The 17,260-nt window shown below is 65.5% G+C and carries 4 protein-coding genes; all 4 read left to right on the forward strand.

The window, feature by feature from the left end:
* Positions 1 to 146 precede the first annotated feature (146 nt).
* The 4 genes from HU737_RS04655 to HU737_RS04670 all read left to right on the forward strand — a co-directional run bounded on the left by HU737_RS04655 (position 147) and on the right by HU737_RS04670 (position 17,234).
* Positions 147 to 1,547 (forward strand): aspartate aminotransferase family protein, encoded by a 1,401-nt coding sequence (locus HU737_RS04655; protein ID WP_186555673.1) that lies wholly within the window; start codon positions 147 to 149, stop codon positions 1,545 to 1,547.
* Positions 1,548 to 1,659: 112 nt separating this feature from the next.
* Positions 1,660 to 2,643 carry a TauD/TfdA family dioxygenase gene (locus HU737_RS04660; RefSeq protein ID WP_186555674.1) on the forward strand — a complete coding sequence of 328 codons (984 nt, stop codon included), beginning with the start codon at positions 1,660 to 1,662 and terminating at the stop codon, positions 2,641 to 2,643.
* Between the two features lie 165 nt (positions 2,644 to 2,808).
* A complete protein-coding gene (locus HU737_RS04665; RefSeq protein WP_186555675.1) occupies positions 2,809 to 9,345 on the forward strand; it encodes a non-ribosomal peptide synthetase in 6,537 nt (2,178 codons plus the stop codon).
* Between the two features lie 2 nt (positions 9,346 to 9,347).
* Positions 9,348 to 17,234: a non-ribosomal peptide synthetase gene (locus HU737_RS04670; protein WP_186555676.1), complete on the forward strand. Its 7,887-nt coding sequence runs from the start codon at positions 9,348 to 9,350 to the stop codon at positions 17,232 to 17,234.
* Positions 17,235 to 17,260: the final 26 nt, after the last annotated feature.

The following is a 17,260-nucleotide window of genomic DNA, read 5'->3' on the forward strand; positions in this document are numbered from 1 at the left end:
CGAAGAGGCCCGTGGAGGCGACAAAACTTGCTAGCCAATCACTAAATCCTCCCTGCGCTGAAGCGTTCTCCAAACGATGCTCACCCGACACATATCTGGTTACAGGGACGTGGCGGGCCCACCATTCATTTGCGAGGGATTCTCCGATGTCGACCGCTACCAGCCTTGCCCAGATCCTGCCAGGCGCAGCGCCGCAACCGCTGTATGAGTTCACCGATTCGCCGCTGCTGGTGCGCCAGCAACAACAGGAATCCAACGCCCGCAGCTACCCACGACGCCTGCCCCTGGCACTCAAGCGCGCCCGTGGCCTGTATGTCGAAGACGTCGAAGGCCGCCAGTTCATCGACTGCCTGGCCGGTGCTGGCACGCTTGCCTTGGGGCACAATCATCCGGTGGTGGTCGAGGCGATTCAGCGCGTGCTGGCGGACGAGCTGCCGCTGCATACCCTCGACCTGACCACGCCGGTCAAGGACCGCTTCGTCCAGGACCTGTTCGGCATCCTGCCCGAAACCTTGCGCCGCGAGGCGAAGATCCAGTTCTGCGGCCCGACCGGCACCGATGCGGTGGAAGCTGCGCTGAAACTGGTGCGCACCGCCACCGGGCGCAGCACCGTGCTGGCATTCCAGGGTGCCTACCACGGCATGTCCCAGGGCGCATTGAGCCTGATGGGCAGCCACGGGCCGAAGAAACCCCTGGGCGCGTTGCTCGGCAATGGCGTGCAGTTCATGCCGTACCCCTACGACTACCGCTGCCCGTTCGGCCTGGGCGGTGAGGCGGGTGTGCGGGCCAACCTGCACTACCTGGAAAACCTGCTGCTCGATCCGGAAGGCGGGGTGCCGCTGCCAGCGGCGGTCATTCTCGAAGTGGTGCAGGGCGAAGGCGGGGTGATACCGGCGGACATCGAATGGCTACGCGGTGTACGGCGGATCACCGAGCAGGCCGGGGTGGCGCTGATCGTCGACGAAATTCAGAGCGGCTTTGCCCGCACCGGGCGGATGTTCGCCTTCGAGCACGCCGGCATCGTCCCGGATGTGGTGACCTTGTCCAAAGCCATTGGTGGCAGCCTGCCGCTGGCGGTGGTGGTGTACCGCGAGTGGCTGGACCAATGGACCCCCGGCGCCCATGCCGGCACCTTCCGCGGCAACCAGATGGCCATGGCCGCAGGCTCCGCAGTGATCGATTACCTGGTCGAGCATCGCCTGGCCGAGCACGCCGAGGCCATGGGCCAGCGCCTGCGCGGCCACTTGCAGCATCTGCAACGCCAGTACCCACAGCTGGGCGATATTCGCGGGCGCGGCTTGATGCTTGGGGTCGAGCTGGTCGACCCGCAAGGCGCCCTGGATAGCTTGGGCCATCCACCGGCAGCGCGCGAGCTGGCCCCCAAGGTGCAGCGCGAGTGCCTCAAGCGCGGCTTGATCCTTGAGCTGGGCGGCCGCCATGGCGCGGTGGTGCGCTTCCTGCCGCCGTTGATCATCAGTGCCGAGCAGATCGACGAGGTCGCAGAACGGTTTGCCGCGGCGTTGGCAGTAGCGGTGCGCAGCGCCTGAACAGGTTTTGCCCAAGTAACGCGGGCGGCCTGCCCGTGATGAATACGATTAACGCCAATGCGCGGCGCACGCCACCTTAGCCGTGGCGTGTGACGCGGATGGGGAGACACAGATGAGTGAACTTGCCGATATCAAGGTGCGGCCATTGATGCCTGAGCGCGGCTCGCTGCCGCTGCTGGTCGAAGCGCCCGAGCCAGGGCTTGGGCTGCTGGAGAGCTTCGACGAGCTCAAGGAGATCGTGGCGCAGCACCTGGATCACTGCGCAGGGATATTGTTTCGCGGTTTCGAAGTGGGGGAGGTCGCGGCGTTTCGCGAGTTCGCCCAGGCGTTCGGTCATCCGCTGCTCAATTACGAGTTCGGTTCCACCCCACGCAGCAATGTGACCCAAGGGGTGTATACCTCCACCGAATACCCGGCGCACCAGAGTATCCCGCTGCACAACGAACAGGCCTACAGCCTCGACTGGCCGATGCGTATCTGGTTCTACAGCATGATCGCCGCCCAGACCGGCGGCCAAACGCCGATCGCCGACAGCCGCGAAGTCTATCGGCGGATGCCGGCCGACATCCTCGAACGCTTTGCCAGCAAGCGCCTGATGTATGTCCGCAACTATGGCAATGGCCTGGATGTGGGCTGGGAGCAGGTGTTCAACACCGAAGATCGCAGTGTCGTCGAAGCCTACTGCCGTGCCCACCACATCGAGTGGGAGTGGAAAGACGACGGCGAACTGCGCACCCGTCAGGTCTGTCAGGCGGTGGCCACTCATCCATGGACCGGCGATCAGGTCTGGTTCAACCAGGCGCACTTGTTCCACGTCTCCAATCTACCGGCCGAGGTGCGCGAAAGCCTGCTTGAGATCGTCGACGAGGAGGACCTGCCACGCAATGTCTACTACGGTGACGGCACGCCCATCGAGCATGAAGTGCTTGAGCGCATTCGCGCTGTGCTGGACGAGTGCGCGATCAGCTTCCCGTGGCAGGAGGGCGATGTGCTGATGCTCGACAACATGCTCGCCGCTCACGCTCGGGCGCCGTTCACCGGGCCGCGCAAAGTCGTCGTCGCCATGGCGCAGGGGCACAGCGAGAAGGCTCGCTGAGGCTTCCTTGGCGCGGCTCCCACCGTACGCCACCGTATCAGGTGGCGTACAACCTGGCGCTTGCACACAGGCCTGCGCCACGCCGCTAAATTCACTTCTCATCTGCTCGTTCTACTGAAAACGCTTTGCCCAAGGCCGAGCCGCAGATCAGTAAGGACCGACAGTATGAATGCCCAAGATTCACTCAAACTGGCTCGACGCTTCATCGAGCTGCCCGCTGGCAAGCGTCGTCTGTTCCTGGATGCGATGAAGGGCGAGGGGGTGGATTTCGCCCTCCTGCCGATCGCGGCGGGGGTCCAGGTGCCGGCCCGCGACAGCCTGTCCTACGCCCAGCAGCGCATGTGGTTCGCCTGGCAGCTCGATCCGCACAGCGGCGCCTACAACCTGCCCCTGGCGGTCAAGCTGCGCGGCGTGCTCGACGTGCCCGCCCTGCAAAGCGCCATCGACACCCTGGTCCAGCGCCACGAGGCGCTGCGCACGGTGTTTCGCGAAGCCGATGACCAGGTGCGCCAGTGCGTACAGGCGCATCTGCAGGTCGCGGTCCAGCTGCTGGACCTTGGCCACCTGCAAGGCCAGACGCAGCAACAGCGCATCGAGTCGACCTGCGCGGAAGAATCGGTAGCGCCATTCGATCTGGTCAATGGACCGCTGATGCGTGTGCGTCTGCTGCGCATCGGCGAGCAGGAGCATCTGTTGCTGATCACCCTGCACCACATCATTGCCGATGGCTGGTCGCTGGGCATCCTGATCGACGAACTGGTCAGGCTGTACGATGCGGCTAGCGCCCGGAGCGCATCGGCCCTGGCCGCGCTGGACATCCAGTACCGCGACTTTGCCCTGTGGCAGCGCAGCTGGCTGGAGGCCGGCGAGCAGGAGCGTCAGCTGGCCTATTGGCTGGCGCACCTTGGCGACGAGCATCCCGTCCTGCAACTGCCCAGCGATCGTCCGCGGCCAGCCCGCCCCAGTCATCGTGGCGAGCGCTTGGAGGTGGCGATCGAAGCGGACCTGGCCGAGCGCCTCAAGACCCTCGCCAAGCGCCACAACGTCACCTTGTTCGTGGTGCTGCTGGCAGCCTTCAAGACCTTGCTGTATCGCTACGGCGGGCATGACACGGTGCGCGTCGGGGTGCCGATCGCCAACCGCAATCGCAGCGAAGTGGAAGGGCTGATCGGTTGCTTCATCAATACTCAGGTCCTGCAGACCCGCATAGATCCGACCCATGACACCGCCCAACTGCTGGGCCAGGTCCGCCAGTGCGCGACCCAGGCCCAGGCCCACCAGGACGTGCCGTTCGACAAATTGGTCGAAGTGCTGGGGGTGGAGCGCAACTCGGCCCATGGCCCGCTGTTCCAGGTGCTGTTCAACCATCAAGCGCAGGTGGCCGACGTAGGCGCCATCCAGACCGGCTCCGGCCTGGTTCTGGAGAAGCTCGACCTGCGCAAGAACATCGCCCGTTTCGACCTGACGCTGGACACCGTGGAAGTGGCTGGGGAGCTGCGCGCGGCCTTCAGTTATGCCCTTGACCTGTTCGACCAGGCAACCATCGCCGGCATGAGCCAGGACTGGCTGCGCCTGCTGGCCGCGCTCAGCCAGGATGACGGCTCGGCGCTTGGCGATTGGCCGCTGGCCGCTGCGCCAGTGCCGCTGCCGTCGATCGAGCGACCCGCGCCGCTGCCGGTTCATCAGCGCTTCGCCCAAGCGGCGGCGGCGCACCCGGATCGCCTCGCGGCCGTCAGCAGTCAGGGCTCGCTGAGCTATCAGCAGTTGGAGCTGCGCGCCGAAGCGCTGCGCCTTGAACTCCAGGCGCTGGGGGTGGGTAGCGAGCAGGCGGTGGGGCTGTGGGCTGATCGCTCGGTCGACATGCTGGTTGGCCTGCTGGCGATTCTCAAGGCGGGCGCTGCGTATGTGCCGCTGGAGCCGGGCCAGCCTGGACAGCGTCTGGCGTTCATGCTGGGTGACGCCGGCATATCCCTGGTCGTGGGGCCGCAGGGCGGCATGGACAACCTTGGCCCACAGGTGCGGCAAGTGGCGTTCGATGCGCCTTGCCCAGATCAGGCGCCAGTGCTGCAGGCGCCGGCGTCGGTGCAGGGCGACAACCTTGCCTACATCATCTACACCTCAGGCACCACGGGCACGCCAAAGGGCGTGGGCGTGTCCCATGCGGCCTTGGCCAATTACCTCGATGGCTTGGCCGAGCGCCTGCCCTTGGCTGCGCTCGAACAGCTGGCGATGATCTCCACGCCTGCCGCCGACCTGGGCCATACCATGCTGTTTGGCGCATTGAGCACGGGTAAGACCCTGCACCTGCTGCAACGTGATGCGGTGCTGGACGCCGATGGCTTTGCCAGCTACCTCGATGATCAAGCCATCGACGCCCTGAAGATCGTGCCCTCGCACCTGGCGGCATTGCTCGATGCCTGTGGCGATGCGCGGGTACTGCCGCAGCGCTGCCTGGTCCTGGGGGGTGAGGCCTGTCCAGCGGCGCTGTTGTCGCGGATCGCCGCGTTGCGCCCTGAGCTGAAGATCATCAATCACTATGGTCCGACCGAAACCACCGTCGGTGTGCTGACCGCCGAGCTGCAGCCGGGGCAAGTCGCCCAGCTGGGCACGCCGTTGCTCAACAGCCGTGTGCAGGTCCTCGATGCATCGCTGCAGACCGCACCGGGTCAGGCCAAAGGCGAGCTGTGCATTTCCGGGGCCGGTCTTGCCCGTGGTTACATCGGCCGCCCGGGCTTGACTGCGGAACGCTTCGTGCCAGATCCGTCGGGCGCGCCAGGGGCGCGCATGTACCGCAGTGGTGATGCGGTCAGCCGTGATCGCGAGGGGCGCCTGTTGTACGTCGGTCGGCGTGATCAGCAAATCAAGATCCGTGGCTATCGGGTCGAACCGGGTGAAGTCGAGGCCTGTCTGCAGGGGCTTGAAGGCGTCGAAAAAGCCCTGGTTCGACCGCGGGCCCAGGCCAATGAGTTGCAACTGATCGCCTACGTGGTCGCGCCTTTGCTGGTGCAGCGCAGCGCCGATCACGCCACGGCGCAGGACACCCTGCAGCGGGCGCTCAAGGCGACCGTGCCGGAGCACATGATTCCCGCGCGTGTGCTGTTTCTCGACAGCCTGCCGCTGACCGCCAATGGCAAGGTCGACCTGGCCCGTTTGCCGCAGCCGGAGCAGGAATGCCGGGCGCCACACTATGAGCCGCCCGTCAGCCCATTGCAGATCGGCCTGGCAGGTCTGTGGCGGGAGGTATTGGCGGTCGAGCAGGTTGGGCTGGGCGACAATTTCTTCGCCTTGGGCGGCCATTCGTTGATGGCCACGCAGATCGTCTCCCGTGCCCGGCGCCAGCTGGGGATCGATATCCCGTTGCGGCTGTTGTTCGACACTGGCGATCTGCGCCGCTTCAGCGAAGCGGTCGCAGCACTCGGCCAGGTCAGCGATGCGCCGATCATCAGCTTGGCGCGCGACCAGGTGCTGCCGGTGTCCCATGCCCAGTACCGGCAGTGGCTGTTCTGGAAAATTCATCCGCACAGCTCGGCGTATCACACCCCCATGGTGGTGCGCATTCGCGGCGCGTTGGACCCAGGCGCGTTGAGCGCTGCCATCAATGCGCTGGTACAGCGCCATGAAGCCCTGCGCACCCGCTTCGAAGAGTACCAAGGGGTGCCGGGCCTGCGCATCAGCGAGCAACTTGAGGTCAAGCTTGAGCAGCAGTGGCTTGGCCAGTTGCCGGACGAGGCGCTGACCGCGCTCTTGCAGGCCGAGATCCAGCGTCCGTTCGATCTGGCCGCAGGGCCGCTAATACGGGTCAAGCTCTATCAAGTCGGCGCCGATGAGCACCTGTTGCTGCTGACCTTGCACCATATCGTTTCTGACGGCTGGTCGATGGGCATCATGGTTCGCGAGTGTATTGCGCTCTACAACCACCATGCCAAGGGCGCGCCGCTGCCGCTGTTCGCAGCGCTGCCGGTGCAGTATGCCGACTATGCCAGCTGGCAGCGCGAGCGGCTTGGCGAAGGGCAGATGGAGGATCAGCTCGGTTACTGGAAAGCACGCCTGGAGGATGACTTCAGCGTGTTGCAGCTGCCGGCAGACCGACCGCGCCCGGCGGTGCAGAGCTATCGGGGCGGGCGGCTGGACATTCACCTGCCCGGCGCATTGACCGCAGGCTTGCGTCAGCTGGCGGTGGCCGGCAACGCCACCTTGTTCCATGTCTTCCTGGCCTCGTTCGCGCTGTTGCTGGCCCGTTACAGTGCCAGTGAGAAGATCAACATCGGCGTGCCGATGACCAACCGTAACCGGCTGGAGCTCGAGGGCTTGATCGGCTTCTTCGTCAACACCCTGGTATTGCGCCTGGAGGTGGACTACAGCACCAGCTTCGAGCAGTTGCTGGCCCAGACCAAAGAAGCCAGCCTGCAAGCCCAGGCCAACAAGGACGTACCGTTCGATGCGTTGGTCGAAGCCTTGCAGCCTGAGCGTGGGCTGGGCCACAACCCCTTGTTCCAGGTGATGTACAACCACCTGCGCGACCTCGGCGAGCAGGTCACCGGCCAGAGCCTGGATGGCCTGGTGGTCGAGGAGGTCGACCTGGACGAGGGCAGTTCGCAGTTCGATGTGTCGCTCGATACCGTGGAACGTTCCGACGGCGTGCTGGCAACCTTCACCTATGCCTGCGACTTGTTCGACCGGGCCCGTATCGAGCGGATGGGCGAGCACTGGCTGAACCTGCTGCAGGCCCTGGTGGGCGCGCCTCAAGCGAGTCTGGACCGCTTGGCCCTGGCCTCGCCGCAGGAGCGCCGGGTGGTTGAGCAACAGTGGTCGCAGGGGCCGGCCGGGCCCTTGTTCGACACCGCGTTGGCGCACCGCTTCCAGGCGCAGGTCGCGCAGACCCCCGACGCCATCGCCGTGCTGCATGATGGCCAGCACTGGAGCTATGCCGAACTCAACCGGCGCGCCAACCGCCTGGCCCACCGCCTGCAGGCCTTGGGCGCAGGCCCTGAGGTGCTGGTCGGGGTGGCGCTGGAGCGGGGCTTGGAGATGGTCGCCGGGCTGTTGGCGATCCTCAAGGTCGGCGCGGCCTATGTGCCGCTGGATCCTGATTACCCGGCCGAGCGCCTGGCCTACATGATCGAAGACAGTGGCCTGGCCTTGCTGCTCACCCAAACTGCCCTGAGCGAGCGTTTGCCGGTGCCCGCTGGGGTCACTCGACTGTGCCTGGATCAGCCCTTCGAGGGCGCCATCGAAACCAACCCGAGCGTGCTGATCGAGCCGGCTTCGCTGGCCTATGTGATGTACACCTCAGGCTCCACCGGCCGCCCCAAAGGCGTGGCGATCAGCCAGGGTGCGCTGAGCCAGCATGCGCAGGTGTCGTTGGGCTTTTTCAATCTCACAGCCCGCGATCGGATCCTGCAGTTCGCCACGTTCAACTTCGACGGCTTCGTCGAGCAGTTGTATCCGGCGCTGATCTGTGGCGCCTCGGTGGTTATTCGCGGACCTGAGCTGTGGGACAGCGAGCGCTTCTACCGCGAGCTGATCGCCAACGACATCAGCGTGGTTGACGTCACCACGGCCTACTGGTTCATGCTTGCCAAAGACTTCGCTGAGCGTGGGCCGCGCGATTACGGGCGGCTGCATCAGTTCCATGCCGGCGGCGAAGCGATGCCGCCAGAGGGGCTGGCGGCGTGGAAAGCGGCAGGCCTGGGGCATGTGCACCTGCTCAACACCTATGGTCCGACCGAGGCAACGGTCACGGTCACCGCCCACGACTGCACGCCTTATCTGGGTGATCCGGCGCCTGCGTTGCCGTCGGTCATGCCGATCGGTGCGGTACTGGCCGGACGCTCCATCCACCTGCTGGACAACAGTGGCGGCACGGTACTCAACGGCGCCATTGGTGAGTTGATGATTGGCGGCGATCTGCTGGCAAGGGGTTATCACCGTCGCCCCGCACTGACTGCCGAGCGCTTCATCCCTGATCCGTTCGGCGCCGACGGCAGCCGTTTGTACCGCTCCGGCGATCTGTCTCGCTACCTGGCGCAGGGCAGCATCGAATACGCCGGGCGCATCGATCATCAAGTCAAGATCCGCGGTTTTCGCATCGAGCTGGGCGAGGTTGGCGCGCGCCTGATCGAGCATGAGCGTGTGCGCGACGCGCTGGTGATCGACATCGAGGGTGCCCTGGGCAAGCAACTGGTCGCCTATCTGGTGCCTGCCGACCCTGCCGTGGCCCAGGCCGACGCGCAGACCCAGCAGGCGCTGCTGGCAGAGTTGCGCGCGCAGCTGCAGGGCAGCTTGCCGGACTACATGGTCCCGGCCTGCCTGATCTGGTTGGCAGAACTGCCGCTGAGCCCGAACGGCAAGCTTGACCGCAAGGCCTTGCCGCGCCCCGACCTGACCCAGCTGCAGGCCCGCTATGTGCCCCCGCAGACCGCCACCGAACAGCAGGTGGCGGCGATCTGGGCCGATGTGCTGCGCGTCGAGCGCGTCGGGCTGGACGACAACTTCTTCGAACTGGGCGGCCATTCGCTGCTGGCGGCCCAGGCCATCTCACGTATCAACAGCCAATTGGGCATCGATATGCCGATCCGCCTCATCTTCGAAACCCCGCTACTGGGGGCATTTGCCCTGGCGCTGGAAAGCGCCGGCCAGTCCCTGAGCGAAGAAGGCCTCGCCGATATCGAGCAACTGATGAATGAATTGACGGAGGCTTGAACATGGACAAGACAACTGCTGAACGAATTGCCAAGCGCTTCGTCGCACTGCCGCTGGAACAACGTCGCCAGGTGCTCGACAAGATGAGCGCCAGTGGCCAGAGCTTCAAGCTGCTGCCGATTGCCGCCACCCGCCACGAGGTCGCGCGGATCCCGCTGTCGTATGCCCAGCAACGGCTGATGTTCCTCTGGCAACTGGAGCCGACCAGCGCGTTCTACAATGTGCCGATGGCGGTTCGCCTGGAAGGTGAGCTGGACGTTGCGGCCATGGCCAAGGCCCTGGAATTGCTGGTGCAACGCCATGAAACCCTGCGCACCCGCCTGGTAATGGAGGAGGGCGAATGCTACCAGCAGATCCTCGACCAGTCGCCGGTGGCCCTGGCGCAGGTCAAGGTGGCCGCAGCTGACCTGGATACTTTGGTACGCGACGAGCTGCGCCGTCCGTTCGACCTGTTCAATGAGCCCTTGCTGCGGGTCAAGCTGTTCCAGGTCGACCCCAGCCATCATGTATTGACGGTGTGCATGCATCACATCATCAGTGACGGCTGGTCCAGCGAACTGATGGTGCAGACCTTCGTCTCGTTCTACGATGCCTTGGTCGCCGGCCAGCCGGTCAACCCCGAGCCGCTGGCGATTCAGTACGCCGACTATGCGATCTGGCAGCGCGCCTGGCTCGAAGCGGGCGAAGGCGAGCGGCAGTTGCAGTACTGGCAGGCGCAGCTGGGCAGCGAACAGCCGCTGTTGGACCTGCCGCTGGACTTTCCACGCCCGGCTCAGCCCAGCTATCAAGGCGCGGTGGTTCGCGCCGACCTGCCGCCGGCACTCTCCAGCGCGCTGCGCAGCCTGGCCCAGAGCAAGGGGCAGACGGTGTTCATGGTCCTGCTCGGGGCGCTGGCGGTGGTGCTGTCGCGTTACAGCGGTCAGGACGACATTCGCATCGGCGTGCCCAACGCTGGGCGTAATCGCAAAGACCTCGAAGGCCTGATTGGCTTTTTCATCAATACCCAAGTGCTGCGGGTCCAGGTCGATGAACAGGCGACCTTCGACAGCCTGCTCGAGCAGGTCCGCCAAGTGGTGGCCGAGGCCCAGTCGCACCAGGAGCTGCCTTTCGAGCAGTTGGTCGATGCGCTGGCGCCTGAGCGTAACCTGAGCCATAACCCGCTGTTCCAGTTCAAGCTCAACCAGAATGTCGCTGGCGAGGCGGCCGGCAGCGAGCAGAGCAAGACCCTCAGCGGCCTGAGCGTGGAGGAGTATCCACTGAGCGGCGCCGACGCCCGGTTCGACCTGGCCTTCGACTTTACCGACAGCGGCGAACAGATCCAGGCGTACTTCACCTATGCCACCGACCTGTTCAAGGCCAGCACGATCGAACGCATGGTCGGCGCGCTGCATGCGTTGCTGCAGCGCCTGGTCGATACCCCCTCCAGCCGCTTGCTGGCTCATACCGAAGGCCAGCGGGCACTGCTGCCAGGTGAGCAGGCCGAGTTCCCCTGTGAAGACGTCCTGGCCCTGTGGCGCCAGGCCGTGCAGGGCGCTGGCGAGCGACCCGCAGTGCGTGCTGGCGCCCAGCAACTGAGCTACAGCGAGCTTGACCGGCAGTCCAACCAGCTGGCCCACCATCTGCAAACCCTGGGGGTGGCACCGGGTGACCTGGTTGCCCTGTGCCAGGAGCGCTCGGTCGAATGGGTGATCAGCTTGCTGGCGGTGCTCAAGGTCGGCGCCGCATTCCTGCCGCTGGACAGCGCCCAGCCAGTCGAACGGCTGGCGCAGCTGGTCGGCGACAGTGGTGCGGTCCTGCTGCTGCAAGATCCGCAGGTTGCCCTGAGCGGTCTTGAGGCTTGCCCGGCGATGCCATTCGATGCTGACGCCTGGCGGCATTGCCCGAATTCGCCGCTCGATACCGCCGTGGTGCCTGCCCAGCCGGCCTATGTGATCTACACCTCAGGCTCCACCGGCCAGCCCAAGGGCGTGGTGGTGGCGCATGGCACCCTGGCCAACTATGTGCAGGGCATCGAGCAGCGCTTGCAGCTGCCAGCAGGCGCCAGCATGGCGATGGTTTCCACCGTGGCCGCCGACCTGGGCCATACCGTGCTGTTCGGGGCGCTGGCGGGTGGCCGGCTGCTGCATCTGCTGTCGCGCGAGCACGCGTTCGATCCGGACGCGTTTGCCGGCTACATGGCCGAGCATCAGGTCGATGTGCTGAAAATCGTCCCAAGCCACCTGCAAGGGCTTCTGCAGGCCAGCGAGCCGCAGAAGGTGCTGCCGCGCCAGCTGTTGATCGTCGGGGGCGAGGCCTGTCCATGGTCATTGGTGGAAAAGGTCGCTCAGCTCAGGCCCGACTGCCGGCTGGTCAACCACTATGGCCCTACCGAAACCACCGTCGGCATTCTCAGCCACGAGGTCACCGAGCTTGAGCCCGGTACGCGCACCGTGCCGGTCGGCAAGCCCTTGCCCAACAGCCATGTGTGCTTGCTCGATTCGGCGCTTAACCCGGTTGCCGAGCGGGTTGCCGGTGAGCTGTATCTGGGCGGCAAGGGTGTGGCCCAGGGTTACCTGGGCCGGCCGGCGATGACTGCCGAGCGATTTGTCCCCGACCCAACCGGCCAGGGCACGCGCTTGTACCGTGCTGGCGACCGCGCCCGTTTGCAGCAGGGCAAGGTGGAGTTTCTTGGCCGCGCCGATGAGCAGGTGAAGATCCGTGGCTATCGGGTCGAGCCCGGCGAGATCGGCGAGTTGCTGCGTGGCCTGCCCGGCGTGCAGGACGCGGTGGTCGTGCCGATGGCGCTGGAGGGCGACCCGGATCGCCTGCAACTGCTCGCCTATGTGGTAGCCCCCGCGAGCTCGGCAACTGAGTTGCTGAGCCAATTGCAAGCGCGCCTGCCTGACTACATGGTGCCCGCCCACCTCGTACTGCTTGAGTGTCTGCCGCTGACCGCCAACGGCAAGCTCGACAAACGCGCCTTGCCCAAGCCGGAAATTGCCAGCAAGGCTTACGTGGCACCGGTCGGTGAAATAGAAGAAAAGCTCGCCGCGATCTGGGCCGATGTGCTCAAGCTGGAACAAGTCGGCACGGGCGATAACTTCTTCGAACTGGGCGGCGACTCCATCCTCAGCCTGCAGATCATCGCCCGGGCCAAGCGCCAGGGAATCAAGCTGTCGCCCAAGCAATTGTTCGAGAAGCAGACCATCGCCGCGCTGGCCCAGGTGGCTAAGCTGGTGCAAGACAAGCCCAAACCCGCCACTGTCGCAACGCCAGAGGCGGGCGGGGCAATCGCCCTGTTGCCGATCCAGGCGCGCTTCTTCGACACCGCCATCGAACAGCGCCACCACTGGAATCAGGCCGTGTTGCTCACGCCATTGCAGCGCTTGCAGCCCAAGGCGCTGGACCAGGCCCTGACGACAGTGCTCAACGAGCATGAAGCCTTGCGCCTGAGCTTCACCTGCAATGACCGCCAGTGGCACGTCGAGCCACGTCGGCAGGCTATCGAAGCCTTGTTGCAAGTGGTCACGCTGAACCAGCCGTCGGCGCTCGAAGCGCACGCCACCCAGATCCAAGCCAGCCTCAGCCTGGAGCGTGGAGAATTGGTCAGGGCCGTGCTGTTCGAACTGCCTGGCGGTCAGCAGCGGCTGCTGCTGGCGATCCATCACCTGGTGGTCGATGGGGTGTCCTGGAGGATCCTCCTCGAAGACCTGCAAAGCGCCTACCAGCAGGCCAGCCAAGGCCAGCCGATCAGCCTGGCGGGGCGTTCTGCCAGTTGCAGGCAGTGGGCGCAGCGGCTGACCGAGTATGCGCGCAGCGATGCCTTGCTGGCCGAGCGCAGCTATTGGTTGCAGGCCTTGAGTGAGGAGGATGCGCAGTTCCCCTGCGACACGCCTGGCGCTGCTGCCACCTTGCGGGAGGCAGCCCATGCCAGTTCGCGCCTGGACAAGGCCCTGACCCACAAGCTGCTGAAGGTTGCCCCGGCGGCCTATCGCACCCAGGTCAATGACCTGCTGCTCACCGCCCTGGCCCGCGTACTGTGCCAATGGAGCGGACAGCCAGCGGTGAGCATTCAGCTCGAAGGCCACGGCCGTGAGGACTTGTTCGACGACCTGGACCTGAGCCGCACGGTCGGCTGGTTCACCAGCTTGTTCCCGGTGCGCCTGAGCCCGCAAGGCAGTGTCGGCGACAGCATCAAGCGCATCAAGCAGCAACTCTGGCAGGTGCCCAATAAAGGGATTGGCTACGGGGTGCTGCGCTACCTGGGGGATGCCGAGTTCGCTCGCCAGCTGGCCGACGTCGCCCAGCCACGGGTGACCTTCAACTACCTGGGGCAGTTCGACGGCAGCTTCAGCGAGGATTCCGGTGCGCTGTTCGTGCCGGCCGGGGAAAGCGCCGGGCGCAGCCAGGGCGAGGATGCACCGTTGGGTAACTGGCTCAGCGTCAACGGCCAGGTCTATGACGGCGAACTGCGTCTGGACTGGACCTATAGCCGCGAGATGTACCGCGCCGAGACCATCCAGGGCTTGGCCCGCGCCCTTGAGCAGGCGCTGGAAGAGGTGATCATGCACTGCCTGGAGGATGGCGCCCAGGGCGTGACCCCAGCTGATTTCCCGTTGGCCGGCCTGAGCCAGGCACAACTCGATCGCCTGCCGGTGGCGGCGCGCGACATCGAAGATATCTACCCCTTGTCGCCCATGCAGGAAGGGCTGTTGATGCACACCCTGCTGGAACCGGGGTCGGGTATCTACCTGATGCAGTACTGCTACCAGGTCGACCATGCAATCGACATCGACGCCTTCAACCAGGCCTGGAAGACGGTCATCGCCCGCCATGATGTCCTGCGTACCTCGTTCTGCTGGGACCTGGGCGAGCGCATGGTGCAGATTGTCCATCGGCGTACCGAGCCTGCCTTGCGGGTGCTCGACTGGCGCCACCTGTCGCCCGCCGAGTACGAGCCGGCGCTGCAGGCCGAGCTTGAACAAGAGTTGCAGCGCGGCTTTGCCATGGACAAAGAAGTGCCGTTGCGCCTGCGCCTGATCCAGCTGGGGGCGGACCGCTTCGGCTTTGTCTTCAGCAACCACCACGTGCTGCTCGATGCCTGGTGCCGGATGGGGGTGGTCGATGAGTTCTTCAAGGTCTACCAGGGCTTGCTGGGCGGGCAGACGGTGCACTTGCCGACGCCGCCGCGTTACCGCGATTTCATCGCCTGGTTGCAGCGTTGGGACCGTGACGCTTCGCGCGGCTTCTGGCGCCAGGAGCTGGCGGGCTTCGAGCGTCCCACCGCGCTGCCGTTCGACCGCGCGCCGTCGCGCGAGCAGGCTCAGGGCAGCGTCGCTGACCAACTGGTGTACCTGAGCCGTGAGCAAAGTGCCCAGCTGGCGCAGCGCGCCCAGGCGGCGCAACTGACGGTCAATACCCTGGTGCAAGGCGCCTGGGCGCTGTTGCTACAGCGCTACAGCGGTGATCGGGATGTGCTGTTCGGGGTGACTGTGGCGGGCCGACCGGTCGAGTTCCCAGAGATGCAGACCACGGTCGGGCTGTTCATCAACAGCATCCCGCTCAGGGTGAAACTGCCAGGGGCGCAAGCAGGCCTGAGCGCCAAGGCTTGGCTCAAGTCGCTGCTCGAATACAACCTGAACCTGCGTGAGCACGAGCATTTGCCGCTGGTCGACATCCAGGCGTGCAGCGAGATCGGCAGTGGCCAGGCGTTGTTCGACAGCCTGTTCGTGTTCGAGAACGCGCCGGTGGAGTCCAGCGTCGGTGCGCAGGCGTCGAGCATGAAGGTCAAGGCGGGCAGCTCGCGCACCCACACCAACTACCCGATCACGGTGGTGGTCTATCCAGGAGAAGTGCTGGGCCTGCACCTGTCGTATGACCAGCGCCTGTTCGATGGCGACACCATCGCGGTATTGCTGGCCGACTTCCAGGCCCTGTTGCTGGCCTTGAGCGAGCAGCTGGATGCGGACTTCCACCAGGTAGCAGCGCGGCTTCAGGAGCAGGCCCGGGTGACCCCAGAGGCCTTGCCGCAAGCGCTGCAGCAGGGCTATGCGCGGCTCTTCGATGCCACCGTGGCGCGGGTGCCGCAACTGCCGGCAGCCCGTTGCAGTGGGCGCCAGTGGAGCTATGAGGAGCTGGATGTGCAGGCCAGCCGTCTGGCGCTGAGGTTGCAGGCCGCTGGGGTCGGCGCCGATGGCCTGGTTGCGGTGTTGGGCGAGCGCGACCTGTCGCTGTTGGGCATGATCGTCGGTGTGTTCAAGGCCGGTGCGGGCTACCTGTCGCTGGACCCTTCGCTGCCGCTGCGGCGCCTGAGCGAGGTGCTCGGCCTCAGTGGCGCGGCGCTGTTGGTCTGCGACCAGCGCTGCGCGCCGTTGGCCCAAGCGCTGCTCGCCGAGCTGGACCAGCCACCGGCGCTGCTGGTGTGGGAGCAGGTGCAGACGCTCGCCTCGCTTGCACCGCTCAAGCCATCGCCCGAGGCAGCCGGCAAGTTGCTGGCGTACGTGATCTTCACCTCCGGCTCGACCGGTGTGCCCAAGGGGGTGATGGTGGAGCAGGCCGGCATGCTCAACAACCAGTTGAGCAAGTTGCCCTATCTGGGGCTGCAAGAGCATGACGTCATCGCCCAGACGGCCTCGCAGAGTTTTGACATCTGCGTGTGGCAGTTGCTCACGGCAGCGCTGCGCGGTTGTCGTGTGGAGATCTTCCCCGACGCTGTCGCCCAGGACCCACAGGCATTGTTGCAGCAGGTCGAGGCCACGGGGGTGACGGTGCTTGAGTGCGTCCCGGCGATGATCCAGGCGATGCTGGAACTGCCGGCCCGTGCGCTGCCCAACCTGCGCTACCTGCTGACCACGGGCGAAGCCATGCCGCCGGCCCTGGCCCGGCGCTGGCGCGAGCGCTATCCGCAGATCGAGTTGGTCAATGCCTACGGGCCGGCCGAGTGTTCCGATGACGTGGCGCTGTACCGCGTGCTCGATGATGCCCCGTCCGTGCATCTGCCGATCGGCACGGCCACCGATCACAACCGTCTGTACGTGCTCAACGACCTGCTCGAACCCATGCCGGCGCGTGCTACCGGCGAGTTGCATGTGGCCGGCGTGGGGGTAGGGCGCGGCTACCTGGGCGACCCGGTGCGCACTGCCTTGAGCTTCGTGCCCGATCCGTTCAGCCACAGCCCGGGTGGGCGCTTGTATCGCACCGGCGATCTGGCGCGGGTGCGCGCCGATGGCCAGGTGCTGGAGTACGTAGGGCGGGCCGACTTCCAGGTGAAGATTCGCGGTTACCGGATCGAACTGGGCGAGATCGAGTCGCGGCTGCTGGCCCACGAGGCGGTGCACAGCGCCGTGGTGGTGGATGTGCAGGTGGCCGGCAGCAAGCAGTTGGTCGCCTATTGGGTGCCCCGGCAGGTGAGCGCGCAGGCGATGGAGCTGCGCGCCGTGCTCGCCGAGCACTTACGTAGCAGCCTGCCGGGCTACATGGTCCCCGGCTTGTGGGTGATGCTCGACAGCCTGCCGTTGACCGCCAACGGCAAGCTTGACCGCAAGGCCTTGCCAGCGCCGGATGCAAGCACTTCGCAGCAGCAGTACCAGGCGCCGGTCACCGCCGTGCAACAGCAGTTGGCACAGATCTGGAGCGAGGTGCTGGGCGTTGAGCGCATCGGCCTTGACGACGACTTCTTCGAGCTGGGCGGGCATTCGCTGCTGGTGGTGCAGGTGGTGGCCCGGGTAGGCAACCAGATGAATACCGAAGTCAGCCTGCGCGAGTTGTTCGAGCAGCCGACGCTGGCGGCGTTCAGCGAGGTCGTTGCGGCCCGGCAGGGGCATGGCGAGTCGATTCAGGACGAGTTGGCTAAATCCTTGGCAGCCTTGAAACGTCTTACTGCAGAGGAGATCGACGAGTTGACCCTGTAGCGCGGTTGGCCAGGCCCAGGAAACAC

It is taken from the genome of Pseudomonas urmiensis (assembly GCF_014268815.2).
Taxonomy (GTDB): domain Bacteria; phylum Pseudomonadota; class Gammaproteobacteria; order Pseudomonadales; family Pseudomonadaceae; genus Aquipseudomonas; species Aquipseudomonas urmiensis.

Excerpts from the sequence above, each read along its gene's own strand:
- HU737_RS04655 (WP_186555673.1), top strand. The coding sequence starts at position 147 with ATGTCGACCGCTACCAGCCTTGCCCAGATCCTGCCAGGCGCAGCGCCG.
- HU737_RS04665 (WP_186555675.1), top strand. The coding sequence starts at position 2,809 with ATGAATGCCCAAGATTCACTCAAACTGGCTCGACGCTTCATCGAGCTG.
- HU737_RS04670 (WP_186555676.1), top strand. The coding sequence starts at position 9,348 with ATGGACAAGACAACTGCTGAACGAATTGCCAAGCGCTTCGTCGCACTG.
- HU737_RS04660 (WP_186555674.1), top strand. The coding sequence starts at position 1,660 with ATGAGTGAACTTGCCGATATCAAGGTGCGGCCATTGATGCCTGAGCGC.